The 26,932-nt window shown below is 70.1% G+C and carries 31 protein-coding genes, 1 tRNA gene and 1 riboswitch; of the genes, 20 read left to right on the top strand and 12 right to left on the bottom strand.

Features of this window, described 5'->3' with window-relative positions:
* Positions 1 to 121: 121 nt before the first annotated feature.
* Complete coding sequence (locus AB0447_RS16545) at positions 122 to 808, top strand: RDD family protein (protein WP_366477360.1); 687 nt, start codon at positions 122 to 124, stop codon at positions 806 to 808.
* On the opposite strand, the gene AB0447_RS16540 is transcribed toward AB0447_RS16545, so the two are convergent.
* Positions 805 to 1,131 carry a hypothetical protein gene (locus AB0447_RS16540; RefSeq protein WP_366477359.1) on the bottom strand — a complete coding sequence of 109 codons (327 nt, stop codon included), beginning with the start codon at positions 1,129 to 1,131 and terminating at the stop codon, positions 805 to 807. The two genes, AB0447_RS16545 and AB0447_RS16540, sit on opposite strands and share 4 nt — an antisense overlap.
* Before the next feature lie 386 nt (positions 1,132 to 1,517).
* On the opposite strand from AB0447_RS16540, the gene AB0447_RS16535 reads away from it, so the two are divergent.
* On the top strand, positions 1,518 to 3,875 hold the full coding sequence (locus AB0447_RS16535) for an immune inhibitor A domain-containing protein (RefSeq protein ID WP_366477438.1): 2,358 nt from the start codon (positions 1,518 to 1,520) through the stop codon (positions 3,873 to 3,875).
* A gap of 133 nt (positions 3,876 to 4,008) precedes the next feature.
* On the top strand, positions 4,009 to 4,320 hold the full coding sequence (locus tag AB0447_RS16530; RefSeq protein WP_366477358.1) for a hypothetical protein: 312 nt from the start codon (positions 4,009 to 4,011) through the stop codon (positions 4,318 to 4,320).
* 63 nt (positions 4,321 to 4,383) lie between these two features.
* On the opposite strand, the gene AB0447_RS16525 is transcribed toward AB0447_RS16530, so the two are convergent.
* Both AB0447_RS16525 and AB0447_RS16520 read right to left on the bottom strand, forming a co-directional pair.
* Positions 4,384 to 4,998, bottom strand: coding sequence for an isochorismatase family protein (locus tag AB0447_RS16525; protein WP_366477357.1), 615 nt, complete (start codon positions 4,996 to 4,998; stop codon positions 4,384 to 4,386).
* A gap of 353 nt (positions 4,999 to 5,351) precedes the next feature.
* Positions 5,352 to 6,680, bottom strand: coding sequence for a nicotinate phosphoribosyltransferase (locus tag AB0447_RS16520; protein ID WP_366477356.1), 1,329 nt, complete (start codon positions 6,678 to 6,680; stop codon positions 5,352 to 5,354).
* A 103-nt stretch (positions 6,681 to 6,783) separates the two neighbouring features.
* On the opposite strand from AB0447_RS16520, the gene clpS reads away from it, so the two are divergent.
* From clpS to AB0447_RS16485, 7 genes are all read left to right on the top strand, one after another.
* Entirely contained in the window at positions 6,784 to 7,098 is a 315-nt protein-coding gene (gene clpS / locus AB0447_RS16515; RefSeq protein ID WP_366477355.1) for an ATP-dependent Clp protease adapter ClpS, read from the top strand.
* A complete protein-coding gene (locus tag AB0447_RS16510) occupies positions 7,098 to 7,697 on the top strand; it encodes a DUF2017 domain-containing protein (RefSeq protein ID WP_366477354.1) in 600 nt (199 codons plus the stop codon). The genes clpS and AB0447_RS16510 overlap by 1 nt, the downstream gene beginning before the upstream one ends.
* Before the next feature lie 318 nt (positions 7,698 to 8,015).
* On the top strand, positions 8,016 to 9,461 hold the full coding sequence (locus tag AB0447_RS16505; protein ID WP_366477353.1) for an amino acid permease: 1,446 nt from the start codon (positions 8,016 to 8,018) through the stop codon (positions 9,459 to 9,461).
* Between the two features lie 100 nt (positions 9,462 to 9,561).
* Entirely contained in the window at positions 9,562 to 9,984 is a 423-nt protein-coding gene (locus AB0447_RS16500) for a M67 family metallopeptidase (RefSeq protein WP_366477352.1), read from the top strand.
* Between the two features lie 88 nt (positions 9,985 to 10,072).
* Positions 10,073 to 10,183, top strand: coding sequence for a putative leader peptide (locus AB0447_RS16495; RefSeq protein WP_366477351.1), 111 nt, complete (start codon positions 10,073 to 10,075; stop codon positions 10,181 to 10,183).
* Between the two features lie 90 nt (positions 10,184 to 10,273).
* Positions 10,274 to 10,552 (top strand): MoaD/ThiS family protein, encoded by a 279-nt coding sequence (locus AB0447_RS16490; RefSeq protein WP_366477350.1) that lies wholly within the window; start codon positions 10,274 to 10,276, stop codon positions 10,550 to 10,552.
* Positions 10,552 to 11,502: a cysteine synthase gene (locus AB0447_RS16485; RefSeq protein ID WP_366477349.1), complete on the top strand. Its 951-nt coding sequence runs from the start codon at positions 10,552 to 10,554 to the stop codon at positions 11,500 to 11,502. Before AB0447_RS16490 ends, AB0447_RS16485 begins: the two co-directional genes overlap by 1 nt.
* A 336-nt stretch (positions 11,503 to 11,838) precedes the next feature.
* On the opposite strand, the gene AB0447_RS16480 is transcribed toward AB0447_RS16485, so the two are convergent.
* Positions 11,839 to 12,201 carry a DUF488 family protein gene (locus tag AB0447_RS16480; protein WP_366477348.1) on the bottom strand — a complete coding sequence of 121 codons (363 nt, stop codon included), beginning with the start codon at positions 12,199 to 12,201 and terminating at the stop codon, positions 11,839 to 11,841.
* Positions 12,198 to 12,611, bottom strand: coding sequence for a hypothetical protein (locus AB0447_RS16475; RefSeq protein WP_366477347.1), 414 nt, complete (start codon positions 12,609 to 12,611; stop codon positions 12,198 to 12,200). The genes AB0447_RS16480 and AB0447_RS16475 overlap by 4 nt, the downstream gene beginning before the upstream one ends.
* Positions 12,612 to 12,863: 252 nt before the next feature.
* On the opposite strand from AB0447_RS16475, the gene AB0447_RS16470 reads away from it, so the two are divergent.
* Positions 12,864 to 13,616, top strand: a complete 753-nt coding sequence (locus AB0447_RS16470; RefSeq protein WP_366477346.1) for an MBL fold metallo-hydrolase — start codon at positions 12,864 to 12,866, stop codon at positions 13,614 to 13,616.
* Between the two features lie 76 nt (positions 13,617 to 13,692).
* On the opposite strand, the gene AB0447_RS16465 is transcribed toward AB0447_RS16470, so the two are convergent.
* Together AB0447_RS16465 and AB0447_RS16460 are read right to left on the bottom strand one after the other, a co-directional pair.
* Positions 13,693 to 14,961 (bottom strand): PTS transporter subunit EIIC, encoded by a 1,269-nt coding sequence (locus AB0447_RS16465; protein ID WP_366477345.1) that lies wholly within the window; start codon positions 14,959 to 14,961, stop codon positions 13,693 to 13,695.
* Between the two features lie 297 nt (positions 14,962 to 15,258).
* Entirely contained in the window at positions 15,259 to 16,560 is a 1,302-nt protein-coding gene (locus AB0447_RS16460; RefSeq protein ID WP_366477344.1) for a PTS transporter subunit EIIC, read from the bottom strand.
* Positions 16,561 to 16,743: 183 nt separating this feature from the next.
* Between AB0447_RS16460 and AB0447_RS16455 the strand changes: the two genes are divergently transcribed.
* The 4 genes from AB0447_RS16455 to rdgB all read left to right on the top strand — a co-directional run bounded on the left by AB0447_RS16455 (position 16,744) and on the right by rdgB (position 19,047).
* The gene (locus AB0447_RS16455) at positions 16,744 to 17,013 is read left to right on the top strand and encodes a PTS glucose/sucrose transporter subunit IIB (RefSeq protein WP_366477437.1); all 270 of its coding nucleotides are present in this window, start codon (positions 16,744 to 16,746) and stop codon (positions 17,011 to 17,013) included.
* A 108-nt stretch (positions 17,014 to 17,121) separates the two neighbouring features.
* Entirely contained in the window at positions 17,122 to 17,847 is a 726-nt protein-coding gene (rph, locus tag AB0447_RS16450) for a ribonuclease PH (protein ID WP_366477343.1), read from the top strand.
* 194 nt (positions 17,848 to 18,041) lie between these two features.
* A complete protein-coding gene (locus AB0447_RS16445; protein WP_366477342.1) occupies positions 18,042 to 18,425 on the top strand; it encodes a hypothetical protein in 384 nt (127 codons plus the stop codon).
* Positions 18,426 to 18,444: 19 nt separating this feature from the next.
* Positions 18,445 to 19,047 carry an RdgB/HAM1 family non-canonical purine NTP pyrophosphatase gene (gene rdgB / locus AB0447_RS16440; protein ID WP_366477341.1) on the top strand — a complete coding sequence of 201 codons (603 nt, stop codon included), beginning with the start codon at positions 18,445 to 18,447 and terminating at the stop codon, positions 19,045 to 19,047.
* Between the two features lie 53 nt (positions 19,048 to 19,100).
* Here the strand turns inward: rdgB and AB0447_RS16435 are convergent.
* From AB0447_RS16435 to bcp, 4 genes are all read right to left on the bottom strand, one after another.
* Positions 19,101 to 19,176: transfer RNA gene (locus tag AB0447_RS16435), tRNA-Leu, on the bottom strand.
* 12 nt (positions 19,177 to 19,188) lie between these two features.
* Positions 19,189 to 20,055 (bottom strand): HNH endonuclease signature motif containing protein, encoded by an 867-nt coding sequence (locus tag AB0447_RS16430; RefSeq protein WP_366477340.1) that lies wholly within the window; start codon positions 20,053 to 20,055, stop codon positions 19,189 to 19,191.
* Positions 20,052 to 20,681, bottom strand: coding sequence for an HNH endonuclease (locus AB0447_RS16425; RefSeq protein ID WP_366477339.1), 630 nt, complete (start codon positions 20,679 to 20,681; stop codon positions 20,052 to 20,054). The genes AB0447_RS16430 and AB0447_RS16425 overlap by 4 nt, the downstream gene beginning before the upstream one ends.
* 152 nt (positions 20,682 to 20,833) lie before the next feature.
* The gene (gene bcp / locus AB0447_RS16420) at positions 20,834 to 21,301 is read right to left on the bottom strand and encodes a thioredoxin-dependent thiol peroxidase (protein WP_366477338.1); all 468 of its coding nucleotides are present in this window, start codon (positions 21,299 to 21,301) and stop codon (positions 20,834 to 20,836) included.
* Between the two features lie 103 nt (positions 21,302 to 21,404).
* On the opposite strand from bcp, the gene AB0447_RS16415 reads away from it, so the two are divergent.
* From AB0447_RS16415 to AB0447_RS16405, 3 genes are all read left to right on the top strand, one after another.
* Positions 21,405 to 21,725, top strand: a complete 321-nt coding sequence (locus tag AB0447_RS16415; RefSeq protein WP_366477337.1) for a DUF3618 domain-containing protein — start codon at positions 21,405 to 21,407, stop codon at positions 21,723 to 21,725.
* Positions 21,726 to 21,748: 23 nt separating this feature from the next.
* Entirely contained in the window at positions 21,749 to 22,090 is a 342-nt protein-coding gene (locus AB0447_RS16410) for a co-chaperone GroES (protein WP_366477336.1), read from the top strand.
* Between the two features lie 74 nt (positions 22,091 to 22,164).
* Positions 22,165 to 22,235, top strand: a riboswitch (guanidine-III (ykkC-III) riboswitch).
* Positions 22,236 to 22,266: 31 nt separating this feature from the next.
* Complete coding sequence (locus AB0447_RS16405) at positions 22,267 to 22,587, top strand: multidrug efflux SMR transporter (protein WP_366477335.1); 321 nt, start codon at positions 22,267 to 22,269, stop codon at positions 22,585 to 22,587.
* Here the strand turns inward: AB0447_RS16405 and AB0447_RS16400 are convergent.
* Complete coding sequence (locus AB0447_RS16400) at positions 22,581 to 25,073, bottom strand: transglycosylase domain-containing protein (protein ID WP_366477334.1); 2,493 nt, start codon at positions 25,071 to 25,073, stop codon at positions 22,581 to 22,583. The genes AB0447_RS16405 and AB0447_RS16400 overlap by 7 nt on opposite strands.
* 186 nt (positions 25,074 to 25,259) lie before the next feature.
* Here AB0447_RS16400 and AB0447_RS16395 point away from each other — a divergent pair, with 186 nt between their 5' ends.
* Entirely contained in the window at positions 25,260 to 26,063 is an 804-nt protein-coding gene (locus AB0447_RS16395) for an ABC-2 family transporter protein (protein WP_366477436.1), read from the top strand.
* 91 nt (positions 26,064 to 26,154) lie between these two features.
* Positions 26,155 to 26,919 carry an ABC transporter permease gene (locus AB0447_RS16390; RefSeq protein ID WP_366477435.1) on the top strand — a complete coding sequence of 255 codons (765 nt, stop codon included), beginning with the start codon at positions 26,155 to 26,157 and terminating at the stop codon, positions 26,917 to 26,919.
* Positions 26,920 to 26,932 lie beyond the last annotated feature (13 nt).

The raw sequence follows: 26,932 nt of genomic DNA, 5'->3' as shown, positions 1-26,932 counted from the left end.
CCCCGGCAAACCTTTCCGGCCACAGCACTGGGGGTGCCTCCCCGGGCGACCCGGGGCACGCCGCCCCCCGAACGGACGCCGTCCCCTTGCGGGGGCGGCCGGGCCGGGTTCGACTCGGGCCATGAGTACCGATCAGCCGCCGCCGGGCGAACGTCCCGAGGACGACCCGTTCCTCAAGAAGCCGCAGGAACCGACGCCTCCGTCGGGCGGTTCTCCGCCGCCCGGAGGCGGCGGTTACCCGCCCCCGCCGCCGCCCTACGGAGGCGGCCCCTACGGCGGAGGCGGCCCCGGCGGCCCGGGCGGCTACGGCATGCCCGACCCGCTCGCAGGCATGCCGCCGCTCGCCGACTTCGGCAAGCGGCTCCTCGCCCGCATCATCGACGCGCTCATCGTGACGATCCCGCTCTTCCTCATCCAGCTGCCGTTCGACAACAAGCGGTACATGGTCGAGACGGACAAGGGCGAGGACGTCTCCGAGGTCTTCACCAGGTCCTACGGTGGCAGCGGTCTGATCTGGACCCTGATCGGGATCATCGCCTATGTCGGCTACGACTGGTTCTTCACCAAGAAGAACGGCCAGACCGTCGGCAAGAAGGCCATGGGACTGCGCGTGGCGATGCTCAACGACGGCAGCGTGCCGCAGTCGAACGCCGCGCTGACCCGGGCCGCCGTGCTGTGGATCCCGACGCTGCTCTGCTGCTTCTGCCTGTGGCCGATCGCACTCGTCATCTCGATGCTCGTCGACAAGCCCTACAAGCAGGGCCTGCACGACAAGGTCGCCAAGACGGTGGTGGTCACCTCGACCTAGTGGTGCACAGGATGTTCGGCAGCGGCCGCCCGGGGCTCAGGCACCCGGGCGGCCGCAGTCGTGTGCGCGGCCGGAGCAGCGGCCGGGGCGTCCGCGTCCGCGGGAGCGGTGACCGGGACCACGGCCGGCTCGGCGGCCGCGGGCCGGCGCCGCTTCGGCATCGGCACCGTTAGTGCGACCAGCAGCCCGAGGGCCAGTGCGGCCGTGGCGATGACGGCGATCCCCGGTCCCGCGCTGGTCTGCGAGAGCAGCAGCATGGCGATCGTCGACACGATCACGGTGGCGGAACCGTAGGCGAGCTGTGCGGCAGTCGGACGCGGCATGGCGGTATCCGTCCTCATGGCGGAGGGTTCTACGACGGTGGATTCCCGGGCGGTACCGATGGTAAGCGTGACCTAACCCACGGTGCCGGTGCACGGGGGGCGCACGGAGTCACGGTTCGCCCCGGAAGTCCCCGGTAGTCGGCAGAACGTCCGCATACCGGAACTGACTGACCGCATAGTGCAGTTGACCGTGCCAAGTCAAGGTCTGTCTTTTCTTGAGTGTCTCCGGTCAAATAGCGTCACTTGAGACGCGCGCCGCGCGGAACACCCCGCTCCTTTGGCGAAGTTCCGACCGTCCATGAGCGGCCGCGGGAGGGGAACGACATCAAGTGACCAGCAATTCTGCAAGAAGGCGTGCCCTGCGGGCCACCGCCGTCGCCGTGACCATGGCGGCCACCGCGGCCTCCGGTTTCGTCTTCACCGCCAGCGCTCAGGCCGAGGTCAAGGGGCCCAACGCCCCCGTCGCCGACCGCCAGGACCCGACCGCTCCTTCGAAGGCGCACGTCGAGCACGACCTGGAAGGCCCGTTCAGCAAGCAGCAGGAGCAGGCCAAGAAGGCTGCCCTGGAGCAGGTGCTCTCCGGCAAGAAGCCGGCCGAGCAGCGCGGCGCCTCCAAGGTCGTCAAGCTCGACGACAAGAAGTACGTCGAGCTCGGCCGTGAGAAGACCGACAAGATCTTCACGATCCTGGTCGAGTTCGGCGACAAGGTCGACAACGAGACCATGTTCGACCCGGACGGCCCGGACGGCCCGAAGCCCCCGGTCGCCAAGTACGGCGGCACGCCCGGCCCGCTGCACAACAAGATCGCGCAGCCGGACCGCGCGAAGGACAACAGCACCGCCTGGCGCAAGGACTTCAACCGGCAGTACTTCCAGGACCTGTACTTCGCTACGGGCAAGGGCAAGCACTCGCTGAAGACCTACTACGAGAAGACCTCCTCGGGCCGTTACTCGGTCGAGGGCGAGGTCGCCGACTGGGTCAAGGTCCCGTACAACGAGGCCCGTTACGGCTCGAACTACTGCGGCAGCAGCAACTGCGCCAACGTCTGGGACACCGTCCGCGACGGTGTGACCGCCTGGACCGAGGCGCAGAAGGCGGCCGGCAAGACCGACGCCCAGATCAAGGCGCAGCTGGCCCAGTACGACCAGTGGGACCGCTACGACTTCGACGGCGACGGCAACTTCAACGAGGCCGACGGCTACATCGACCACTTCCAGATCGTCCACGCGGGCGAGGACGAGTCGGCCGGTGGCGGCGTCGAGGGCGCCAACGCGCTGTGGGCGCACCGCTGGTACGCGTACGGCACCAATGCGGGCAAGACCGGCCCGGAGAACAACAAGGCCGGCGGCACCCAGATCGGCAACTCGGGCATCTGGGTCGGCGACTACACGATGCAGCCGGAGAACGGCGGCCTCGGTGTCTTCGCCCACGAGTACGGCCACGACCTGGGCCTGCCCGACCTGTACGACACCACGGGCGGCGGCGACAACTCGGTCGGCTTCTGGTCCCTGATGTCGGCCGGCTCCTGGCTCGGCGAGGGCAAGGAGTCCATAGGCGACCTGCCCGGCGACATGACGTCCTGGGACAAGCTGCAGCTGGGCTGGCTGAACTACGACAAGGCCAAGGCCGCGACGAAGTCCACCCACAAGCTGGGCGTGTCCGAGTTCAACACCAAGGACAAGCAGGCGCTGGTCGTCGAGCTGCCGAAGAAGAAGGTCACCACCGAGGTCGTCGCGCCCGCCGAGGGCTCCACCCAGTGGTGGAGCAACATGGGTGACGACCTCAAGAACACCCTCACCCGCAAGGTGGACCTGTCCGGCAAGAAGTCCGCCGCGCTGTCCCTCAAGGGCTGGTGGGACATCGAGAAGGACTACGACTACCTCTACACCGAGGTGTCCACCGACGGCGGCGCCACCTGGACCCCGCTGGCCGGCACCGCCAACGGCAAGGCCATCCCGGTCGACGCCGCGGGCTCCCCGTCGCTGACCGACGTCTCCGGCGGCTGGCAGGACCTGAACTTCCCGCTCGACGCCTACGCGGGCAAGACGGTCGACCTCCGCTTCCGCTACCAGACGGACGGCGGCGCGGGCGGCAAGGGCTTCACCGCCGACGCCATCACCCTGACGGCCGACGGCGCCGCCCTCTTCACCGACGGTGCGGAGAACGGCGACAACGGCTGGACCGGCAAGGGCTTCTCCCGGATCGGCGCGGGCTTCACCAAGGAGTACGCGCAGTACTACCTCGCCGAGAACCGCCGCTACGTCTCGTACGACTCGACCCTCAAGGTCGGCCCGTACAACTTCGGCTTCACCGGCACCCGTCCCGACTGGGTCGAGCACTACCCGTACCAGGACGGCCTGCTGATCTGGCAGTGGGACACCTCGCAGAAGGACAACAACACCAGCGTCCACCCGGGCCAGGGCCTGATCCTGCCGATCGACGCGAACGCCAAGCCGATGAAGTGGTCGGACGGCACCCTGCTGCGCAACAAGATCCAGCCGTACGACGCCACCTTCAGCGCGTACTCGACGGACGCCTTCACCCTGCACAAGAACGGCCAGCCGCTGTTCATCAAGCCGAAGGCCGCGAACATGGTCTTCGACGACCGCAAGGGCAAGTACTACTACGACGAGAACCCGACCGGTTCCGTCAAGGTCACTGACACCAACACCAAGATCAAGATCAAGAAGGAGACCTACGACGGCCTCCAGATGACGATCGAGGTTGGCCCCTCCGGGAGCTAGTCAGTAAAACCGCAGGTCAAAGCATGATCGGCCGTCGCCCTCTAGCGGGCGGCGGCCGATCGCGTTTAGATGCCGGTGCGAGTGTCTTATTGACACTCCGCTCCGACTCCATCTCACGGGGGAGATGCAACACATGCCTGGCGGAGGTTTCGTCAAGCTCCCGAACGGGAGCGTCGTGGTCGCCCTGACCCTGCCCAGACCCGTGGTGGACTGCGGCGGCGGGCCCGTCCGCGTCCTCGTCCACGCCGCGAACCGGGCCCGCGCCCTGACCAGGCTGCGGAACCTCGGAATGCGCGCCGTCTACCTGCGGGGGAACACCCAGCCGCCGACCCCGGACGAGGTCACGGCGGTGCTCCACCACCCGGACGGGCTGCTGTGGCGGGCGGTGCCGGACGACGTGGAGGAGTTGTGGCACCCGATAAGGGCCCTGCTCAGGGGCGCCTAGCGCGAGGGGCAGGACACCCCCTGGGCGGGCCCCCGGGCCGCCCGGCGAAGGGGCAGGACACCCCTAGGCGGGCGCCTGGCCGCCCGCGACCACCGGGGTGCCGGTGAGCTCCACGCCGGCCGTCCGGAGCTCTTCCAGGGCCCGCTGGGTGGTGTGCGGGGCCACCCCGGCGGTCAGGTCCAGCAGCACATGGGTCCGGAAGCCCGCCCGGGCGGCGTCCAGGGCGGTGGCCCGCACGCAGTGGTCGGTGGCGATGCCGACCACGTCCACCTCGGTGACCTCCCGCTCCCGCAGCCACTGGGCGAGGCCGGTGCCGTTCTCGTCGGCGCCCTCGAAGCCGCTGTACGCCGCCTCGTACGCGCCCTTGTCGAACACGGCCGCGACGGCGCCGGACGCGACGGCGGGCGCGAAGTTCGGGTGGAACCCGACCCCCTCCGTGCCGGCCACGCAGTGCGCCGGCCAGGAGGTCTCGTAGTCCGGGTCGGCCGGCGGGCGGGCGAAGTGCGGGCCCGGGTCGACGTGGTGGTCCCGGGTGGCCACCACATGGCGGTAGCCGGGGCCGGCCTGCCCGATCAGCTCGGTGATGGCGGCGGCGACGTCGGCGCCGCCGGCGACCGCGAGGCTGCCGCCTTCGCAGAAGTCGTTCTGTACGTCGACGACGATCAGTGCGCGGTGCATGGCGCTGTCCTTCGGCTCGATGGCTGCTGCCGGCTCAGTTGACCGGCTCCCGTGCGGCGGACCCGGGGGCCTCTTCCCCACCCCGCCCCTTCCCGTAACCGGGTCTCCGCCCCGGACCCCGCGCCTCAACCGCCGGCGGGGCTGGGTGGGTACCGCCTGGCGGGGCTGGATTGCGCAGCAATCCCAGCCCGCGCGGCGTTTGAGCGCACCGGCGCGAAGCGCCGGACGGGGGGTCTGGGGGCTTGCCCCCGGTTTCGGGAAGGGGCGGGGTGGGGAAGGCCCCGCGCAGCGGCCCCCTCCCCCCGCTGCCCCGCCCCGCCCTGCGGGCCCCAGGGCCGCAGGGGCGCGCGCGGCTACACGTACTCCGTCGGGATGACCGCTTCTCCGCGGGACAGCTGGGTCGCCGACAGCGGGAGCCCGGCCCGGGCGGCCCGGTGGCGGTCCCGCGCGGCCTCCAGGGGCTCCCGCGCGACCACCTCGCCCGCCTTGACCAGCTGGGTCAGGAGCTGCCGGTCCGCAAGGGCGGCCGGCACCGGCCCGGTGCCGACGACCTCCGCCTCGGCCACCCCTTCCGCATCCACCCGCCGCGCCGCCCACTTGCGCCCGCCGATCGAGGTCTTGCCCCCGGACGCCTTCTTGGCCACCGGCTGGAGCGGCGCCTTCGGGTCGGCCGAGACGGCCCGCGCGACCAGCTTGTAGACCATGGAGCAGGTCGGGTGCCCGCTGCCGGTCACCAGCTGGGTGCCCACCCCGTACGCGTCGACGGGTGCCGCCGCCAGCGAGGCGATGGCGTACTCGTCGAGGTCGGAGGTGACCACGATCCGCGTGCCGGTCGCGCCCAGCTCGTCCAGCTGCTGCCGCACCCGGTGGGCGACCAGCAGCAGGTCGCCGGAGTCGATGCGGACCGCGCCCAGCTCGGGCCCGGCGACCTCCACCGCCGTACGGACGGCCTCCGCGACGTCGTAGGTGTCCACCAGAAGGGTGGTTCCGCCGCCCAGCGAGGCCACCTGCGCGGTGAACGCGTCCCGCTCGTTGTCGTGCAGCAGGGTGAACGCGTGCGCCGAGGTGCCCACCGTCGGGATGCCGTACCGGAAGCCGGCCGCCAGGTCCGAGGTGGAGGTGAAGCCGCCGACGTACGCGGCCCGCGAGGCGGCCACCGCGGCCAGCTCGTGGGTGCGCCGGGCGCCCATCTCGATCAGCGGCCGGTCGCCCGCCGCGGAGGCCATCCGGGAGGCCGCCGCGGCGATCGCCGAGTCGTGGTTGAGGATCGAGAGGATCACCGTCTCCAGCAGCACGCACTCCGCGAAGCTGCCCTCCACCCGCAGGATCGGCGAGCCCGGGAAGTAGACCTCGCCCTCCGGGTAGCCCCAGACGTCGCCCGAGAAGCGGTACGAGGCCAGCCAGTCCAGGGTCCGCATGTCGACCACGGCCCGGTCCCGGAGGAACTCCAGGACCGCGGAGTCGAAGCGGAAGTTCTCCACCGCGTCCAGCACCCGGCCGGTGCCCGCCACGACGCCGTAGCGCCGCCCTTCGGGCAGCCGCCGGGTGAACACCTCGAAGACCGAGCGGCGGTCGGCCGTGCCGCTCGCCAGGGCGGCCTGCAGCATCGTGAGCTCGTAATGGTCCGTGAAGAGCGCTGTCGACGGCACGTCCACCGGCAGGCCCAGGTCCGCAGGGTTCATGGCACGGATGCTAGCACGCATTTCGTCAAACTGACGAGAACTATCGGGGCCGCGACCCGCGGCGGGGGGCCCGTTTGTGCGACGGGCCGGTCACGGTGGCAGCATGGGACGAGTGAGTGTTGCTCCCATTGAGATCGAACGCACCGAATCGGCCGAAGAGACCCACGCGGTCCCCGAGCCGGATGTCCCCTGGGTGACCCTGGTGCACAACGACCCGGTCAACCTCATGAGCTATGTGACGTACGTGTTCCAGGCGTACTTCGGCTATTCCAAGGACGTGGCGCACAAGCTGATGCTCGACGTCCACCACAAGGGGCGGGCCGTCGTGTCCAGCGGCACCCGCGAGGAAATGGAGCGCGACGTGCAGGCCATGCACGGCTACGGCCTGTGGGCGACCCTCTCCCAGGACCGCAACTGATGGGCGGGACGTTCGCACCGCTCAAGGGCGGCGGCGCCGCCGTCGCGCTGGACGAGGTCGAGATCTCGATCCTGCGCTCCCTCGCCGTCCAGCTGCTGGAGCTGATCGGCCCCGGCGAGCCCGAGCCGGCCGCCGACGCCGACCCGCTGGCCGCCCTCTTCGCGGAGGGGCCGAGCGAGCCCCCGTCCGACCCGGCGCTGGCCCGGCTGTTCCCCGACGCCTACGGCGGCCCGTCCGCCGAGGACCGGGGCGCGGACCCGGCCGAGCTGAAGGCCCGGTCGGCGGAGTTCCGCCGGTTCACCGAGACCGACCTGCGCAGCCGCAAGCGCGAGGACGCGCTGGCCGTCGTACGCAGCCTGGACGGGCTCACCCCGGCCGGCGACGGCGGGGCCGTGCTGGAGCTCACCGGGGAGCTGCCGCTGCGCTGGCTCGGGGCCCTGAACGACCTGCGGCTGACCATCGGGGCCCGGCTGGAGATCACCGAGGACGACGAGAGCGCGGCGCTGCTGCGGCTGCCGGACGAGGACCCGCGCAAGCCGATGGTGATGGCGTACCTCTGGCTGGGCGGCCTCCAGGAGACCCTCATCGAAACCCTCTGAGCACCCGCGCGTCCCGTTTCGTTCGCTCAGCGGACGCTCAAATCCGGATAACGATCAGATCACCACGTTGTGGTGATCTGATCTTTTTCGGGCGCCTTGTCCTGTTCTTCCCGTGGCGTGTGTCACATTCGAGCCCGTCGATCACCCATAAGCCCGTGATAAATCTTCACGACCGCCGACAGGACGCCACCCCTGTCCTTCCGGCGTGCTTGAACCGGCTGATCGCCGGAGTGCAACTCCATCCGTATCCGGGGGGATCGAGGACCCGGTCCGCAGTCGCTGAAGACGCGGATCGGCGTGGAGAAAGGCGCACCAAACATGACCTCTGTGCAGGTCGAGAAGAACGACCGTCCGGTCGGCAAGGATGCCGCGGCGGACGAGGGATACCACCGCACGCTCGGGGCCCGCCAGATCCAGATGATCGCGATCGGCGGAGCCATCGGCACCGGCCTCTTCCTGGGCGCGGGCAAGGCCATCAGCAAGGCCGGCCCCAGCCTGATCCTGGCCTACGCGATCGCGGGCCTGGTCATCTTCTTCATCATGCGGGCCCTGGGCGAGCTGCTCATGTACCGCCCCGTCGCGGGATCCTTCTCGGACTACGCCCGCGAGTTCATCGGGCCCTTCGCAGGATTCGTCACCGGCTGGACGTACTGGCTGTTCTGGGTGGTCACCGGCATCACCGAAGTGACCGCCGCCGCGCACTACATGACGTACTGGACCGGCAGCAGCTTCCCCCAATGGGCGTACGCGCTGATCTTCACGGTCATCCTCTACGGCGCCAACCTGATCTCCGTGAAGCTCTTCGGTGAGCTCGAGTTCTGGTTCTCCATGGTCAAGGTCACCGCCATCGTCGGCATGATCCTGATCTGCGCCGGCATCCTCACCATCGGCTTCTCCGACGCCGCCGAGACGGCGACCGTCGCGAACCTGTGGAACGACGGCGGGTTCTTCCCCAAGGGCATCGGCGGCACGCTGATGACCCTGCAGATCGTCATGTTCGCCTTCCTCGCGGTCGAGCTGGTCGGCGTCACCGCCGGCGAGTCCAAGGACCCCGAGAAGACCCTCCCCAAGGCCATCAACACCGTGCCGTGGCGGATCGCCGTCTTCTACGTCGGCGCGCTGATCATGATCCTGTCGGTCGTCCCGTGGACGCACTTCCAGCCGGGCGTCTCGCCCTTCGTGGCCGCCTTCGAGCGGATGGGCCTCGGCGTCGGCGCCGCAATCGTCAACTTCGTCGTGCTGACCGCCGCCCTGTCCTCCTGCAACTCGGGCATGTACTCCACCGGCCGCATGCTGCGCGACCTCGCGCTCAACGGCCAGGGCCCGAAGTTCTTCACCAGGCTCACCAAGAACGGCACCCCGCTGCTCGGCACCACCTTCTCGGCCTCGCTGATGCTGGTGGGCGTCTGGATCAACTACGTGGCCCCCGGCAAGGCCTTCGACTACGTCGTCTCCTTCGCCACCATCTCCGGCATGTGGGCCTGGGTCGTCATCCTGGTCTGCCAGCTCCGCTACCGCGCCAAGGCCGACCGCGGCGAACTCCCGCAGTCCACGTTCCGCGCCCCCGGCGCCCCGTGGACCAGCTGGTTCGCCCTGCTCTTCATCGGCATGGTCGTCGTGATGATGGGCGCCGACAAGGACGCGCGGGTCTCCCTGTACTGCGCGCCGCTGTGGGGCATCGTCCTCGCCGTCGGCTACTTCTTCCTCTGGATCCGCAAGGACCGCACCGCGGAGGCCCTGGAGAAGGCCGGCCCGGCCTCGTAACCACCCGGCCGACCCGGTAACCACCCGGTTCCGTCCAGCATTCGGGCCCTTCCGTACCACTCCTCGGTACGGAAGGGCCCGTCTGCTTATCCTGTCGCTCATGCTGACCCTCACCCAGGCCCTGTACGACCAGATCGTCGAGCACGCCCGCAAGGACCACCCGGACGAGGCGTGCGGAGTCGTGGCCGGCCCGGCGGGCACCGGCCGCCCCGAGCGGTTCATCCCGATGCTCAACGCCGCCCGGTCGCCCACGTTCTACGAGTTCGACTCCAAGGACCTGCTCAAGCTGTACCGCGAGATGGACGACCGGGACGAGGAACCCGTCATCGTCTACCACTCGCACACCGCGACCGAGGCCTACCCCTCGCGCACCGACATCACGTACGCGAACGAGCCCGGCGCGCACTACGTGCTCGTCTCGACGGCGGACACGGACGGCCTGGGGGAGTTCCAGTTCCGCTCGTACCGCATCGTGGACGGGGTCATCACGGAGGAAGAAGTGCAGGTCGTGGCCGCTTACTAGGACCCCGGCGTCCACGATGCGAGCGTTTTTCGTCCACGATCCAAGACGTCACTCCTTTCGGGTGACCGGGAATCGTTACGATGCCCGCATGGTTCCCCACGACGTGAGCACCGATACGCCCGGCAGGCAGCTGCTGCTCGTGGCGCGGCTGCACGTCGACCTGTGCCGTCTCGCCAGCGCGATCTGTCCCGCTGCCTGAACCGCCGCACCACCCCAGCACCACAGCCCCTCCCGCGCGGGGGCCTGTCAGCCGCGCGCCCGCCCCTACGTGACGATCCAGGAGCCAGCCATGGCCATCGAGGTCCGCATCCCCACCATCCTCCGCACCTACACCGACGGCGAGAAGGCCGTCAACGCCGAGGGCACCACCCTCGCCGAGGTCTTCGCCGACCTGGAGACCCGGTACAAGGGCATCGAGGAGCGCATCGTCGACGGCGGCCAGCTGCGCCGCTTCGTGAACGTCTACCTCAACGACGAGGACGTCCGCTTCCTGGAGGGCATCTCCACCAAGGTGGCCGACGGCGACAACGTCACCATCCTCCCGGCCGTGGCCGGCGGCTCGAAGTAATGCGCTACGACTCCCCGCTGGCCGCGGTCGGCAACACCCCGCTGGTCCGCCTGCCCCGGCTCTCGCCCTCGGACGACGTCCGCATCTGGGCGAAGCTGGAGGACCGCAACCCGACCGGCTCGATCAAGGACCGCCCGGCACTCCACATGGTCGAGCAGGCGGAGAAGGACGGCCGCCTGACCCCGGGCTGCACGATCCTGGAACCCACCTCGGGCAACACCGGCATCTCCCTCGCCATGGCCGCGAAGCTCAAGGGCTACCGCATCGTGTGCGTGATGCCGGAGAACACCTCGCAGGAACGCCGTGACCTGCTGGCGATGTGGGGAGCCGAAATCATCTCGTCGCCGGCCGCCGGCGGCTCCAACACCGCCGTCCGGGTGGCGAAGGAACTGGCCGGGCAGAACCCGTCCTGGGTGATGCTCTACCAGTACGGCAACCCGGACAACGCGGGCGCCCACTACGCCACGACCGGCCCCGAGATCCTCACGGACCTCCCCTCGATCACCCACTTCGTGGCGGGCCTGGGCACCACCGGCACCCTGATGGGCGTGGGCCGCTACCTCCGCGAACACAAGCCGGACATCAAGATCGTCGCGGCGGAGCCGCGCTACGACGACCTCGTCTACGGCCTGCGCAACCTCGACGAGGGCTTCGTCCCCGAGCTGTACGACGCCTCGGTCCTGACCACCCGCTTCTCGGTGGGCTCGGCGGACGCGGTGACCCGGACCCGGGAACTCCTCCAGCAGGAGGGCATCTTCGCGGGCGTCTCCACCGGGGCCGCGCTGCACGCGGCGATCGGTGTGGGCCGCAAGGCGGTGGCTGCGGGGGAAGCGGCGGACATCGTGTTCGTCGTGGCCGACGGGGGCTGGAAGTACCTGTCGACGGGGGTCTACACGGCGGCCACCACGGAAGAAGCGATCGAGGCCCTCCAGGGCCAACTCTGGGCCTGACCCCGGCCGCGGCGCCCCTGCGGGGGTGCCGCCCCGGACCCTGCGCACCGCTTGCCCGCAGCCCGGGTGATCCGGTGCGGCGCCGTTGCCGGGGGCCGGCCCCCGGACCCCGCGCCTCAATCGCCGGCGGGGCTGGAATTGCCGCCGCACGGCAACGCCGGACAGCCCCGCCGGGCAGATCCGGCCCCTCCGGCGTTTGAGGAGCGGGGTCTGGGGCGGAGCCCCGGTTCGGGAAGGGGCGGGTAGGGCCCGGGGTTGTGGCATCCACGGGCCGGATGGGACGGCGGCGGCAACCCGGCCGGGAGGGCGAACCCGGTCGGGAGGGCGCGGGGCCCGTTATGAGGGGCCGGCCAGGAGTTCCGCGAGGATCGCCGCGTGGCTCGTGCCGGGTTCCTTCACCGCCGTCAGCAACGTCAGCGGCCCCGCCGCCCCCACCGCCCGCAAGTGCGCCAGCGCAGCCTCCGCCTCCGCTCCTGCCCCCGCCAACTCCGCCTCGTACCGCGCCCGGAACTCCTCCCAGGACCCCGCCCCGGAGTGGTACCACTTCCGCAGCTCCGCCGACGGCGTCACCACCTTCGGCCACTCGTCGACCTGCGCCTCCGCCTTCGCGAGCCCCCGCGGCCACAGCCGGTCCACGAGCACCCGTACCCCGTCCGCCACCGGGTCCGGTGGCTCGTACACCCGCCGCAGCCGAATCATCGCCCGCCTCCCAGCCCCTTCACCTCGTCCCACACCGTGGGGTCCAGTTCACCCACTCGCCGCCGGAACTCCCACACCGACACCTCGATCGGCCGGTCCGCCTCCAGGAACCCCGGACGCCCGTGCACGTCGCCTTCCCCGCCCGGCGGGAGCGGGATCACCCCGGGCCGCTCGTCGTGGTACTTCGTGGTGATCCGTGCGATCCGCGCCCGGTGCGCCCGTACCGACAGGACCAGGCACGGCAGGTCGTCCGTCAGCCGCCAGATCTCGCCCGGCCGGGGCCGCGGCTCGGGGCCGGGCCCGTGCCGTACCCGGGCCGGCGGCGGGGGAGTGGGGCGGCGGCCCGCGACCAGCACGACGAGCGCCACGGCCACCACCGCGGCGACCGCAGGCCACCACGACGTGTCCATGCATCGACGGTAACCGCGTCCGCACCACCCGGCACGGCAACCGGCACGGCAGCCCACCCACCCGGCGCCCGCAACCCGCACGGCAACCCCGGCCCGCCCCGTCGCTCCCCCGGGTGACACCACAGGTGAGTTCCCCCACAACGGCCCGCCGCGGAGGAGCGACCGGACGTTTCGCGCCTTACGCTCGACCCACGCACGGCTCCGCGCATCCGTCGCTTCCGTCCACGGACCGTCCACGGAGGTTCCTGCTCCATGAAGCTCACCGTCGTCGGCTGCTCGGGGTCGTTCCCATCCGCGGAATCGGCCTGCTCGAGCTACCTCGTCGAGGCCGACGGCTTCCGGCTGCTCCTCGACATGGGCAACGGCGCCCTCGGCGAGCTGCAGCGTCACAGCGGTCTCTACGACCTCGACGCGATCTTCCTGAGCCATCTGCACGCCGATCACTGCATCGACATGTGCGGCTACTTCGTCGCCCGCTACTACCGCCACGACGGCGGCCGCTGCGGCACCATCCCCGTCTACGGTCCCGAGGGCACCGAACGGCGGCTGATCACGGCGTACGAGGACGTGCCGGACGAGCGCGCGATGAGCGAGGTCTTCGAGTTCCGGACCCTGAAGTCCGGCACCTTCGAGATCGGCCCGTTCCAGGTGCGCACCGAGCGGGTCGCCCACCCGGTCGAGTCGTACGGCATCCGCGTCGAGCACGGCGGCCGCTCCCTCGCCTACTCCGGCGACACCGGCGCCTGCGCCGAGCTGGGCCTGCTCGCCGAGGGCGTCGACCTGTTCCTCTGCGAGGCCTCCTTCACGCACGGCAAGGAGGACATCCCCGACCTGCACCTCAACGGCCGCGAGGCCGGCGAGTTCGCGCAGCGCGGCAACGCGGGCCGGCTGGTCCTCACTCACATCCCGCCGTGGACGGACCCCGCCCGCAACCTCGCCGACGCCCGCGCGGTGTACGGCGGCCCGGTCGAGCTGGCGTCCTCGGGTGCGGTCTACGAGGTCTAGGCGGGCCTGTACGTACGACGAAGCCCCCGCCCTCCCGGAAGGGACGGCGGGGGCTTCGTCGTAGGGGCGGCCGTGCCTACTTGGCCTCGGCCTTGAGCAGCTCGGCGAGCTCCTCGTCGGACTCGCGGCCCGGCGTCGGGAGGTTGAACTTGGTGATCGCGAAGCGGAAGACGAAGTAGTAGACCACCGCGAAGCAGAGGCCGACACCCGCGAGCATCCACGGCTTCTCGGCGATGCCCAGGTTCAGCAGGAAGTCGACCGCACCGGCGGAGAAGCCGAAGCCGTCCCGCATGCCCAGGGCCCAGGTCAGCGCCATCGAGACACCCGTCAGGACCGCGTGGATCGCGTACAGCACCGGGGCGATGAACATGAAGGTGAACTCGATCGGCTCGGTCACACCGGTGACGAAGGCCGTGAGCGCCAGGGAGAACATCATGCCGCCGACGACCTTGCGGCGCTCGGGGCGGGCGCAGTGGGTGATCGCGAGGCAGGCCGCCGGGAGGGCGAACATCATGATCGGGAAGAAGCCGGTCATGAACTGTCCGGCGTTCGGGTCGCCGGCCAGGAAGCGGGCGATGTCGCCGTGGACCGCGCCGTCGGCACCGTTGAAGGAGCCGGCCTGGAACCAGGGGAAGGAGTTCAGCAGGTGGTGCATGCCGACCGGAATCAGCGCACGGTTGGCGACACCGAAGATGCCCGCGCCGACCGAGCCGGAGCCGACCAGCCACTCACCGAAGTTGTGCAGACCAGTGCCGAGCACCGGCCAGATCAGGCCGAAGACGATGCCGGCGACCAGACCGGCGAAGGCGGAGAGGATCGGTACCAGGCGGCGGCCGCCGAAGAAGCCCGCCCAGTCCGGCAGCTTGGTCCGGTAGAACTTCTGGTAGAGCAGGGCGGTGATGATGCCCATCACGACACCGCCGAGGACGCCGGCGTTGACCGGTGCGTCCACGTGGACGATCTGCCCCTTGACGACCTTGGCGACCTTGGGGAGGTTCGAGTCGGTGAAGGTGCCGAGGACCTTCTGGAAGACCAGGTAGCCGGTGACGGCGGCGAGCGCGGTGGAGCCGTCGGACTTCTTGGCGAAGCCGATCGCGATGCCGACGGCGAACAGCAGCGCCATGTTGTCGAGGATCGCGCCACCACCGGCGGCCATGTAGCCGGCGATCTTGTTCACGAAGGCGGGAAAGGAGTCCTTCCCGAGCATGTCGTCCGCGCCGAGGCGGAGCAGGAGCGCGCCGGCGGGCAGCACGGCGACCGGGAGCATGAGGCTCCGGCCGATGCGCTGCATGACGGCCATCACGCCAGCGCCCTTCTTGTTTGCCGCAGCGGTGGCTGTGGACATGAGCTTCCTCCAGTGGGCAAGGCGCCGCCGAGGACAGAAAGCAAGGGGGGACGGCGGCGTCTCAGAAAGGGGGGCCCACGGGCCTGGGCAAGGCGCGTGGTCTACACCATTGGGTGGTGTAGACCAGTTGTAGCATGGTCGGGGTTAGATAAGGAACCTTCGATTTCCTGTGGTCTGGACCACATCCGCGGGGTCGGGGCCGAAGCCCCCGCGGCAGCGCCCTCGCGCACGACGAAAGGCCCCCGGAGCGCAGGATCCGAGGGCCTTTGCGGACCGGGCTCAAAGGCCCGGCACGGCCTAGGCCTTCGTGTTCTCCGCCTGCATCTCCGCGATCTCCTCGTCCGACTCCCGCCCCGGCGTCGGAATGTCGAACTTGGTGATCGCGAACCGGAAGACCGCGTAGTACACGACCGCGAAAGCCAGGCCGATCGGAATGATCAGCCAGGGCTTGGTCGCCAGACTCCAGTTGATGACGTAGTCGATCAGGCCGGCGGAGAAACTGAAGCCGTCCTTGACCCCCAGCGCCCAGGTCACCGCCATCGACACACCCGTCAGCACCGCATGGACCGCGTACAGCGCCGGCGCCACGAACAGGAACGAGTACTCCAGCGGCTCCGTGATGCCCGTGACGAACGAGGTCAGGCCCACCGACAGCATCAGGCCGCCGACCTCCTTGCGGCGTAGCGGCTTCGCGCAGTGCGTGATCGCCAGCGCCGCCGCCGGCAGCGCGAACATCATGATCGGGAAGAACCCGGTCAGGAACTGGCCCGCCTCCGGGTCCCCGTTGAGGAACATGTTGATGTCGCCGTGCACCGTCTTCCCGTCCGGCGTGGTGTACGAGCCGAACTGGAACCACACCGGCACGTTCAGGAACTGGTGCAGGCCGATCACCAGCAGGGCGCGGTTGGCCACGCCGAAGATCCCGGCGCCCCAGGCTCCCAGGCCCACCAGCCAGTCGGAGAAGCTCTCCAGCGCGTCACCGACCGGCGGCCAGACCCACAGGCAGAGCACGGCGAAGGCGATCGCGACGAAGGCCATGATGATCGGGACGAGCCGGCGGCCGTTGAAGAAGCCCAGCCAGTCGACCAGCTTCACCCGGTGGTACCGCTGCCAGAACCAGGCCGCCAGCAGCCCCATCACGATGCCGCCGAACACCCCCGGGTTCTGGTACGTGAATCCCTGGAACGTGTCCGTCGGCGTCAGGCAGCCGCCCCCGACGTCCTTCGTGCCCGGCGGGCAGTCCTTCGGGAACGCGTGCAGGACCCCCCGGTAGACCAGGAATCCGGCCGTGGCCGCCAGCGCCGTCGAGCCGTCCGCCTTCTTCGCCATGCCGATCGCGACACCGATGCAGAAGAGGAGCGGCAGCCCCAGGTCCGCGTCCAGCAGGGCGCCGCCCGCCCCCGCCATCACCTTGGCGACGCTCGTCCAGTCAAGGCCGTCCTTGCCGAACACGTCCGGCTGGCCGAGCCGGTTGAGGATGCCCGCCGCGGGCAGGACCGCAATGGGCAGCTGCAGGCTGCGTCCCATCTTCTGGAGGCCCTGGAACAAGCCGTTCCACCACGTCTTCCGTGGCACTGCGGCGGCGCTGCTCGCGCTCATCTCAGTCCTCCCTGACGGGCCCGTTTTGGCAGTTGCGCCACGCTGGTGTAGACCAGTTGTGATGCGGTCGCAGATCACCCGCCCGGCAGGCAGGTTGCTGCTGATCGTCATCATTCGGCAGAAGGCAGACGCGCGCTCGCGAAGCTGGGCCAACCGTGGGCTACCGTGGCAAAGCGGACCAGCATGCGGACCCCGCACTCAGGGACTCAGGGAGAACACATGGCCACCAAGGCTGAGAAGATCGTCGCCGGGCTCGGCGGCATCGACAACATCGAAGAGGTCGAGGGCTGCATCACCCGCCTCCGCACCGAGGTCCACGACCCCGCCCTCGTCGACGAGGCCGCGCTGAAGGCCGCCGGCGCCCACGGCGTCGTCAAGATGGGCACCGCCGTCCAGGTCGTCATCGGAACCGACGCCGACCCGATCGCCGGCGAGATCGAAGACATGATGTGAGCTGAGCCCCCCGCTCGCTCATCTCTCTCCCGCACGCACGGACAGACCCCGTCCCGGACCCGCCGGACGGGGTCTTCGCGCACCCCGGCAGCGACTAGGCTCGGAGTCATGTCTCGCATTGACGGCCGTACGCCCGAACAGCTCCGCCCGGTCACCATCGAACGCGGATGGAGCAAGCACGCAGAGGGCTCCGTCCTCATCTCCTTCGGCGACACCAAGGTCTTCTGCACCGCCTCCTTCACCGAAGGCGTACCGCGCTGGCGCAAGGGCAGCGGCGAAGGCTGGGTCACCAGCGAATACTCCATGCTGCCCCGCTCCACCAACACCCGCGGCGACCGCGAATCCGTCCGCGGAAAGATCGGCGGCCGCACCCACGAGATCTCCCGCCTCATCGGGCGCTCGCTGCGCGCCGTCATCGACTACAAGGCCCTCGGCGAGAACACCATCGTCCTGGACTGCGACGTACTCCAGGCCGACGGCGGCACCCGCACCGCGGCCATCACCGGCGCCTACGTCGCCCTCGCCGACGCCGTCTCCTGGGGTCAGTCCAAGAAGCTGATCAAGGCCGGCCGCAAGCCGCTCACCGGCACCGTCGCCGCCGTCAGCGTCGGCATCGTCGACGGGGTCCCGCTCCTCGACCTCTGCTACGAGGAAGACGTCCGCGCCGAAACCGACATGAACGTGGTCTGCACCGGCGACGGCCGCTTCGTCGAGGTCCAGGGCACCGCCGAGGGCGAGCCCTTCGACCGCAAGGAACTCAACGCACTCCTGGACCTCGCGGCCGGCGGCTGCGCCGACCTGGAGGCCATCCAGCTGCACGCGCTGGAAGGCTGACCACCGGGCGGTCGCTGCCCGGCCGGTCACCTGCCCACCCGCCTGCCCCGCCGGTCACCTGCCCACCCGCTCACCAGCACACCCGCCACCCAGGCAACCGGAAGCCCCACCGCGGGCGTCCTGTCCGGTACGGGCGCACGGTGTCGAAGCCGTGCGCCCGTCCATGTATCCGCACCCGAGGGGGAGCCGTCCCGATGCAGAAGAAGCACCGCGCAGCAGCCATGGCCCTGGCCGCCGTCCTGACCATCCCCGCGCTCTCCGCATGCGACGCGATCTCCACGGCCCTGGACTGCGCGAACACCGCAGTGGCCATCGCGGACGCCGCCAACGACCTCCAGCAGGCCGTCTCCAACGCGGGCAACAGCCCGGAGGACGCGAAGAACGCCCTCAACGAGATAGAGGCGAACCTCAAGAAGGTCGGCGACCAGAGCGACAACACGGACCTGAGCAAGGCCGTCGACTCGATGAGCACGGCCGTCAAGAACGTCCGCACCGCCATCGAACAGGGCGACACCACCCCCGACATCAAGCCCGTCGCGGACGCCGCCTCCGAGCTCTCCAAGGTCTGCACCCCCTGACCCTGGATAATCGGTGACCATGACCCGCCTGATCCTCGCGACCCGCAACGCGGGCAAAGTCACCGAGCTCCGCGCCATCCTGTCCGACGCCGGCCTGCCGCACGAGCTGGTCGGCGCGGACACATACCCGGACATCCCCGACGTCAAGGAAACCGGCGTCACCTTCGCCGAGAACGCCCTCCTCAAGGCCCACGCCCTCGCCCGGGCCACCGGCCTGCCGGCCGTCGCCGACGACTCCGGCCTCTGCGTGGACGTCCTGAACGGCGCCCCCGGGATCTTCTCCGCCCGCTGGGCCGGCCGGCACGGCGACGACCGCGCCAACCTGGACCTCCTGCTGGCCCAGCTCGCCGACATCGCCCCGGAACACCGCGGCGCCCACTTCGCCTGCGCGGCCGCCCTCGCCCTCCCGGACGGTACGGAACGCGTGGTCGAAGGCCGCCTCCTGGGCACCCTCCGCCCCGCCCCGTCCGGCACGGGCGGCTTCGGCTACGACCCGATCCTCCAGCCGGAGGGGGAGACGCGGACCTGCGCGGAGATGTCACCGGCGGAAAAGAACGCGATCTCCCACCGCGGCAAGGCGTTCCGCGCCCTGGTCCCGGTGGTCCGGGAGCTCCTGGGCTGACGCCAGGTACGCCGACGGCCGGTCACCTGCGCTGAGGTGACCGGCCGCTGCTGTGGGCCCGGTGGGACTCGAACCCACGACACACCGGACCTAAACCGGCGCCCTCTCGGCCAGCTGGGGTACGGACCCGCGCTGACTACCTTACTGGTCGACAGAGGCTCGTTGCGAAGGGATGGCGAGCCTTGATCGTTTTCCGAACGTCGGGGTCTGGCTGTGGCAGGAAGGGCACAGGTACCGGAGATTCTCCCGCCGGTTGTCCAGCCTGTCGCCGTTGATGTGATCAATCTCCAGGACGAGACGGCGGCCTCGCCAACTCTCTCCAGTGCCGCACTCCGCGCACTGGGGCGGTACCCGGAGGTCATCCAGCGCCCGGCGCAGCAATGCCGTGCTGGTCCGGGACGCGCCCGGTGGGATTCGCCGCACGATCTCGTCCGCGGGCTTGCGTGTGGGGGATGGACGCCCGGCGCCGTGCCCCTGCCCGAGGAAGTGGTCAGTCGAGAGACCGTATTCCTCGATGCTGCGCTTGACCTTTACGCGCGTCGCACCGTCACCGGGTTTGCGCCCCAGGGCGCGAATAACCCCTGCCGGTCCGTGCGAGGCAGCGACAGCTGCAGTGAGCTCCTCACGGGTGAAGACGCGCTCGGACCCGCCGCGCGGCGCCGCAAAGTGGGATGTGTCGATTCCGAACTTGTCCAGCAGAGTCTGCAGATGGACGTACACGCTGTTGTACGGCTCGATGCCCATGTGCGCGAGCATCCCGGCGATGCTGTCCGCCGCGGCTGCGGCTTCCCGCAGGCGTTCCTTCGTATAGCGCTGGCGGGCGCGGGCGGGGAGGGGCTCGTCCGAGAAATGGGACGTATCGATGCCGTAGTACGCCAGTCGGGCGCGAAGGTAGCGGAACGGTCCACTGAGCAGCGGTGTCTCCAGTCGCCGCATGAGATCGACCAGGCTGGTGGAGTCGGCCGCGGTGCGGCTGAGCACATCGCGTGTGAACCTGGGCTTGGTCACGCCGGCCTCCTCGGCTTCCGGCCGCGGTAGGTGTCCGTGACCGCATGGCAGTTGGGGCACAGCAGCCGCAGGTTCTCCCGGCGGTTGTCCCACCAGTCCCCATTGATGTGATCGACCTCGTGGCGCAGCGGCTTGTCGTTCCACCGCGTTCCGACACCGCACTCGGCGCAGACCTCGAGGACTCCGGACTTCAGCAACTCGCGCCTCAGGCGCTCGCCCGGTACCCGGCCGTGCTGCGGATCCCTGAGTGACAGCACAGGCCCCAAGGCACCCTTCGGCCGAGGCGTGCGGGAGTGCGGGATGAAGTGCGAGATGTCGATGCCCAGCTCCGCGATGCGTCGCGAGATGTGCGTCTGATTGCCGCCGATCTGACTGATGCCGAGCCTGCCGACTACTTCCGACACGGATGTGGAGACCGCAACCAGCTCGCGCAGGCGTTCCTCCGTGTGCTTCGCCCACCTGGCGGGGAAGCGGGAGGTGTCCACTCCGAATTCGGTCATCTTCGTGCGCAGATAGCGCCGACTGCCGGGTGTGGGTGTGCCGCCGCACCAACGCACCGCATCGTCCCAGGTCTTCGTCTCCCGAGCGGCCTCTTCGAGTAGCTCTCGGGTGTACCGCACCGCCATTCCCAGCCCTCCGATCAGCCGCGTGAACGTGCGGCCCTCGCACTGAATAACGGACCATTAGTCGGACGGTCACGGTTGATGTCGTCCGATAAACGGAGCGGCCCGCACCGGTTTCGGTGCGGGCCGCTCGCAGAGCAGAAGTGCGGGACGGGTCAGATGCCCAGGTCCTTGATGATCTTGGCGACGTGGCCGGTGGCCTTCACGTTGTACAGCGCTCGCTCGACCTTGCCCGCCTCGTCCACGATCACCGTGGAGCGGATGACGCCCGTCACCGTCTTGCCGTACAGCTTCTTCTCGCCGTACGCGCCGTAGGCCTCCAGGGTCGCCTTCTCCGGGTCGCTGACCAGGGTGACCTTCAGGCTCTCCTTCTCGCGGAACTTCGCGAGCTTCTCCGGCTTGTCCGGGGAGACGCCGATCACGTCGTAGCCGGCCGTCGCCAGGACCTCCAGGTTGTCCGTGAAATCGCAGGCCTGCTTGGTGCAGCCCGGGGTCAGGGCCGTCGGGTAGAAGTACACGATCACCTTGCGGCCCAGGTGGTCGGCGAGCGAGACCTCGTTGCCGTCCGCGTCGGGCAGGGTGAAGGCGGGGGCGGTGTCGCCCGGCTGGAGTCGCTCGCTCATGTCCACAGTCTCCTCGGGAGGGGATCGGTATCCGACGAGACTAAGCTGACAGACTGTCCATGAAGGACCATGCCCAGCCACAGACGACGACGGAGGCAGCGCGGTGTCGGAAGTCAGGACCCCAGCGCAGATCGAGGCGGACATCGTCCGCCGGCGCGAGCAGCTCGCCGAGACGCTCGACGAGATCGGCGTGCGCATGCACCCGAAGACGATCATCGGGGACGCCAGGGCGAGGGTGGCCTCCCATGTGGACCACACCGCAGGCCGGGCCGTCGTCGCCGTGAACCGCCTGGTCACGGACGTGAAGGGCAGTTTGCACGACGAGGCCGGCGCGCCGCGGTTCGAGCGGATCGTGCCCGTCGCCCTGCTCGCGGTCGGCGTCGTCGGGCTGCTGGCCCTGTCGGCCCGCCGCAAGCGCGGCTGAGCGCGCCAGGTAGGTTCGCAGACGTGAGCGAGAACCCCACCCACGACAAGCTGCCCATCCGCATGCTGCACGACCGCGTGCTCGTCCGGTCCGACTCGCCCGAGGGCGAACGCCGCTCGGGCGGCGGCATCCTCATCCCGGCCACGGCCGCGGTGGGCAAGCGGCTGGCCTGGGCCGAGGTGGTCGCGGTCGGGCAGAACGTACGGACCGTGGAGCCCGGCGACCGGGTGCTGTACGACCCCGAGGAGCGGGCCGAGGTCGAGGTGCGGGGCGCGACGTACGTGCTGATGCGGGAGCGGGACCTGCACGCGGTGGCCGCGGAGCGGCTGGAAGGGTCCAAGGACTCCACCGGGCTGTACCTGTAGGACCTGCCGGGCCCCGTGCGGCCGGTGGGAAGTGAGTGTTCGAAGGGCCGGTGACCGCTGTCACCGGCCCTTTCCGTGGTCTTTGCTACGGTGGGGAGGAACCCCGACGAGACGCGCCGTACCGGGTACGACAAGACGACGCACCCCCGTACCGCTCTCGTCTCGGAGGTCCTGTCATGGCCTGGGTTCTGCTGCTGCTCGCCGGTGCGCTCGAAGTCGGCTGGTCGATCGGAATGAAGTTCACCGACGGGTTCACCCGGCTCTGGCCGAGCGTGTTCACCGGTGCCGGCATCGTCGCGAGCATGGTGCTGCTGTCCTACGCCGCCAGGACGCTGCCGATCGGTACGGCGTACGGAGTCTGGGTCGGCATAGGTGCGGCCGGGGCGGCGGTCCTCGGGATGGCCGTGCTGGGTGAGCCGGTGACCGCCGCGCGGATCTTCTTCATCTGCCTGCTGCTGGTCGCGGTGGTGGGGCTGAAGGCGACCTCCGGTCACTGACCCCAGGTGCCGCCGGATCCGGGCAGACCCTCGGTGGTCGTACCGCCCTGGGTGGTGCCGCCTTGGGTGGTGCCGCCTTGAGTACCGCCCTGGGTCGGACCGCCCTGGGTCTGGCCGCCGTCCACCCGGCCCCCGTCCGTCCGGCCCCCGTCCGTCTCACCGCCGGTGGTCTGTCCGCCGTCCGTCCGGCCCCCGGTCTGCCCGCCGTTCCCCTGGCCTCCCTGGGTCTGCCCGCCGTTGGCCGGGCCCCCGTTCGTCTGGCCGCCCGTGTCCGTGCCCCCGTTCGTCGGGCTCTGGCCGCCCGTGGCCGTGCCGTCCGGCGCGGGGGAGGGTGGGCGGCCCGTGAAGCGGGGCGGCCGGGTGGACGGGGGCGGCGGCAGGGGCAGGGGCTGGTCGGCGCCCGGCTGGATTTCCAGGTCGAAGTCGAGCGGGTCGGAGCCCTCCAGGGCGGTCTTCGTGTACGCGGCCCAGATCCGGGCCGGATATCCGCCGCCCCCGATGCGGGCCTCGCCCAGCGCCCCGTACAGGGACTGGAGGGTTCCGGTGTCCGGGTCCTGGCCCATCATCGCGACCACCGTCACCAGGTCCGGGGTGTACGCGGCGAACCAGGCGGAGCGGTCCAGCTCGCCCGTGCCGGTCTTGCCCGCGGCCGGGTGGCCGGCGGCCAGAGCGGCCGTGCCGGTGCCGTTGTCGACGACGCTGACCAGCATCGAGGTGGTGGTGTCGGCGGCCTCCCGGCTGATGGCCTGGCGCGGGTTCCGCTGTGGGAGACCGACCGTGTCACCGCTCTTGGTGATCTTTTCGACCAGGGTGTACGGGGTGTACCGGCCGTGGTCGGCCAGGGTCGCGTACGCCTGGGCCATGTCGAGGACGGACGCCTGCATGGTGCCCAGCGCCATGGCCGGGCCCGGGTCGAAGTTCGGGGTGTTCGCCGGGATGCCGAGGGCGATCGCGGTGTCCTTGACCTTGGTGGTGCCGACGTCCACGACCATCTGCGCGAAGACGGCGTTGACGGACAGGTCGGTGGCGGTGCGCACGGTGATGTCCCCGTACGAGTCCTGCCCCTCGTTCTCGGGGGAGTAGGGGATCCGGCTGCCGACGACGGGGCGCCTGTTGTCGCCGTTGTAGAGGGTGTTGGGGGTGATGCGGCGGCCGTCCTGGGTGCGGGAGCCGTTCTCGACGGCGGAGGCGAACACGAAGGGCTTGAAGGTGGAGGCGACCTGGTAGTCGTGCCGGGTGGCGTTGTTGACGTACTGCTTGGTGTAGTCGATGCCGCCGTAGAGGGCGACGACCTTCCCGGTGGCGGGGTCGATGGACGCGCCGCCGGCCCTGACGAGCCTGTCCGCCTTGCGGGTTGCGGGGTTCAGCCGGCTCGTCAGCTTGTCGTCCACGGCGTCGGTGAAGGCGGTCTGGCGGCGTTTGTCGATGGTGGTGGTGATCCGGTAGCCGCCCTCGGCGAGGGTGTGCTCGTCGAGGATCCTGTTGCCGGTGATGTGGTCCTTGACGGCTTCGACGAGGTAGCCGCGCTGGCCGGAGAGGCCGGCGGCCGGGCGTAGGTTCTGGGGTTCCGGGAAGGTGGCGGCGGCGCGTTCGGCCGGGGTCATCCACTGCTTCTTGACCATGCCGTCGAGTACGTAGTTCCAGCGGGCCAGCGCCCGGGGGCGGCTCTGGGGGTGGGTGACCACGTCGAAGGCGGAGGGGGAGTTGAGGAGGGTGGCGAGGTAGGCGCCCTCGGTGGTGGTGAGCCTGCCGACGTCCTTGCCGTAGTAGGCCTGGGCGGCGGCCTGGACTCCGTAGGCGTTCCGGCCGAAGTAGCTGGTGTTCAGATAGCCCTCGAGGATGTAGTTCTTGGACTTCTCCCGGCCTAGCTTGACGGCGATGAAGAACTCCTTGACCTTGCGGTTGATGGTCTGTTCCTGGCCCAGGTAGTAGTTCTTGACGTACTGCTGGGTGATGGTCGAGCCGGACTGCTTGCCCTTGCCGGTGACGGTGTTCCAGGCGGCGCGGAGCATGGCCTTGGGGTCGACGGCCCGTTCGGAGTGGAAGTCCCGGTCCTCGGCGGCGAGTACGGCTTCCTGGACGGTCCGCGGGACTTGGGAGAGCGCCACGTTCTGGCGGTTGACCTCGCCGTCGCGGGCGATCGGCGAACCGTCCGCGTAGAGGTAGACGTTGGACTGGGCGGTGGCGGCGGCGTTGGCGGGCGGGATGGCCACGAGCAGGTATCCGGCGATCAGTGCACCGCCGAGGAGGAGGGCGAGGAGCAGGGCGGCGCCCAGGACCATGCGCCAGGTGGGCAGGATCCGGCGCCGGCCGGTGCGCTTCCTCCCCTGCTTCCCGGCCTGCTTCGCCTGCTGCTTCGCCTGCTGCTTCGCCTGCTGCTCGGCCTGCCTCTTCTGCTGCCGTGGGTCGGCGGGTTGGGGAGCCCGCCGGCCGGGGGTGTCCGGGTCGCGGGGAGTCCAGGCCGGCGGTGGTGACTGGTCGCTCATCTCCGGGACTCCTAGGCGCCGCACGAAATATGCATGTCTGTACCCAATGGTGTCTACCCGACACCGGACGATTCCGCTCCGGGCGGGCGTAATTCGTTCGCGTGGCTCGCCCCTCCGTACTAAGCTCGCGCGCTTTGGCCGACGTGGGAACGACGCAGGAGTGGGAGAGAAACGGTGCGCCTGACGGTGCGTCTGTACCTGACCGTGGCGGCCGGCGGATTCCGCCGCTTCGCCACCTACGGAACCGCGACGGCGGCGGGGGTGTTCACCAACACCGTCTTCGGGTTCATCGTGGCGTACACCTACGTCGCGCTCTGGTCCGAGCGCCCCGATCTCGGCGGCTACGACCAGGCGGAGGCCCTCACCTTCGTGTGGATGAGCCAGTCGCTGCTCGCCGCCGGGGCGTTGATCGGCGGCGGCTTCCAGGAGGAGCTCCAGGAACGCATCCGTACGGGCGACATCGCGGTCGACCTGTACCGGCCGGCCGATCTCCAGATGTGGTGGCTGGCCGCGGATCTGGGCCGGGCCGGTTTCCAGTTGCTGGGGCGCGGGGTGGTGCCGCTGGTCGCGGGAGCGGTCGCGTTCCGGCTGGCGCTGCCCGCCGAACCGGGGCGCTGGCTGCTGTTCCTGGTGTCGGTGTTCCTCGGGCTGGTGGTGAGTTTCGCGCTGCGCTACCTGCTGGGGCTGGCGGCGTTCTGGCTGCTCGACGGGCAGGGCATCAACATGATGGCCACGGTGGTGTCCATCTTCTTCTCGGGGATGCTGCTGCCCTTGACGGTGTTCCCGGGCGGGTTCGGCGAGTTGGTCCGGGCGCTGCCGTGGGCCGCGATGCTCCAGGTGCCGATGGACGTGCTGCTGGGCAAGCACGCCGGGGCGGGCGCGGCGGTGCCCGCCCTGGGGTTCCAGCTCGGCTGGGCCCTCGTCCTGCTGGGAGCCGGGCGGCTGCTGCAGTCGGCGGCGACGCGGAAGGTGGTGGTCCAGGGTGGCTGAGGCGGTGCTGGAGCGGGACCCGGTGGTCCTGGAGGTGCCGCGGCGGAACCGGGCTCTGGAGGGGCTGCGCGGCTACGGGCTGATCGTGGGGATGTGGATCCGCGCGACGATGACCTACCGGACGTCCTTCCTGCTGTCGGCGTTCGGGAACGCCGCGATCACCCTGCTGGACTTCGTCGCGATCTACATCATGTTCCGGCACGTGGACGTGCTGGGCGGGTTCTCGCTGCCCGAGATCGCCCTGCTGTACGGATCGTGCTCGGCCTCGCTGGGACTGGCGGACCTGCTGCTCGGCAACACCGACCGGGTCGGCCGGCGGATCCGGGACGGCTCGCTCGACACCATGCTGGTGCGCCCGCTGCCGGTGCTGGCGCAGGTCGCGGCGGACCGGTTCGCGCTGCGCCGGATCGGCCGGGTCGTACAGGGCATCGGGGTGCTGGTCTGGGCGGTCTCGGCGCTGCACGTGGAGTGGACGCCCGGCAGGGTGCTGCTGGTGCCGGTGATGATCCTCGCCGGGGCGGCGATCTTCGGTGCGGTGCTGGTGGCCGGCGCCGCCTTCCAGTTCCTCGCCGGGGACGCGGCCGAGGTGCAGAGCGCGTTCACGTACGGCGGCTGCACCATGCTCCAGTACCCGCCGACGCTCTTCGCGAAGGACCTGCTGCGCGGGGTGACCTTCGTGGTCCCGCTGGCCTTCGTCAACTGGCTGCCCGCCCTCCACATCCTGGGGCGGCCCGATCCGCTGGGGCTGCCGGGCTGGGCGGCGTACCTGAGCCCGCTGGTGGCCTTCCTGGTCTTCGTGCCGGCCTCGATGGCGTGGCGGGCGGGCCTTCGTTCGTACCGGAGCACGGGGAGCTGAGTGGGACTGATGA

The organism is Streptomyces sp. NPDC051211, assembly GCF_040689505.1.
Classification (GTDB): domain Bacteria; phylum Actinomycetota; class Actinomycetes; order Streptomycetales; family Streptomycetaceae; genus Streptomyces.
Note: the sequence above shows the minus strand (reverse complement) of the source record. Positions and strands in the feature narration are given on the sequence as shown.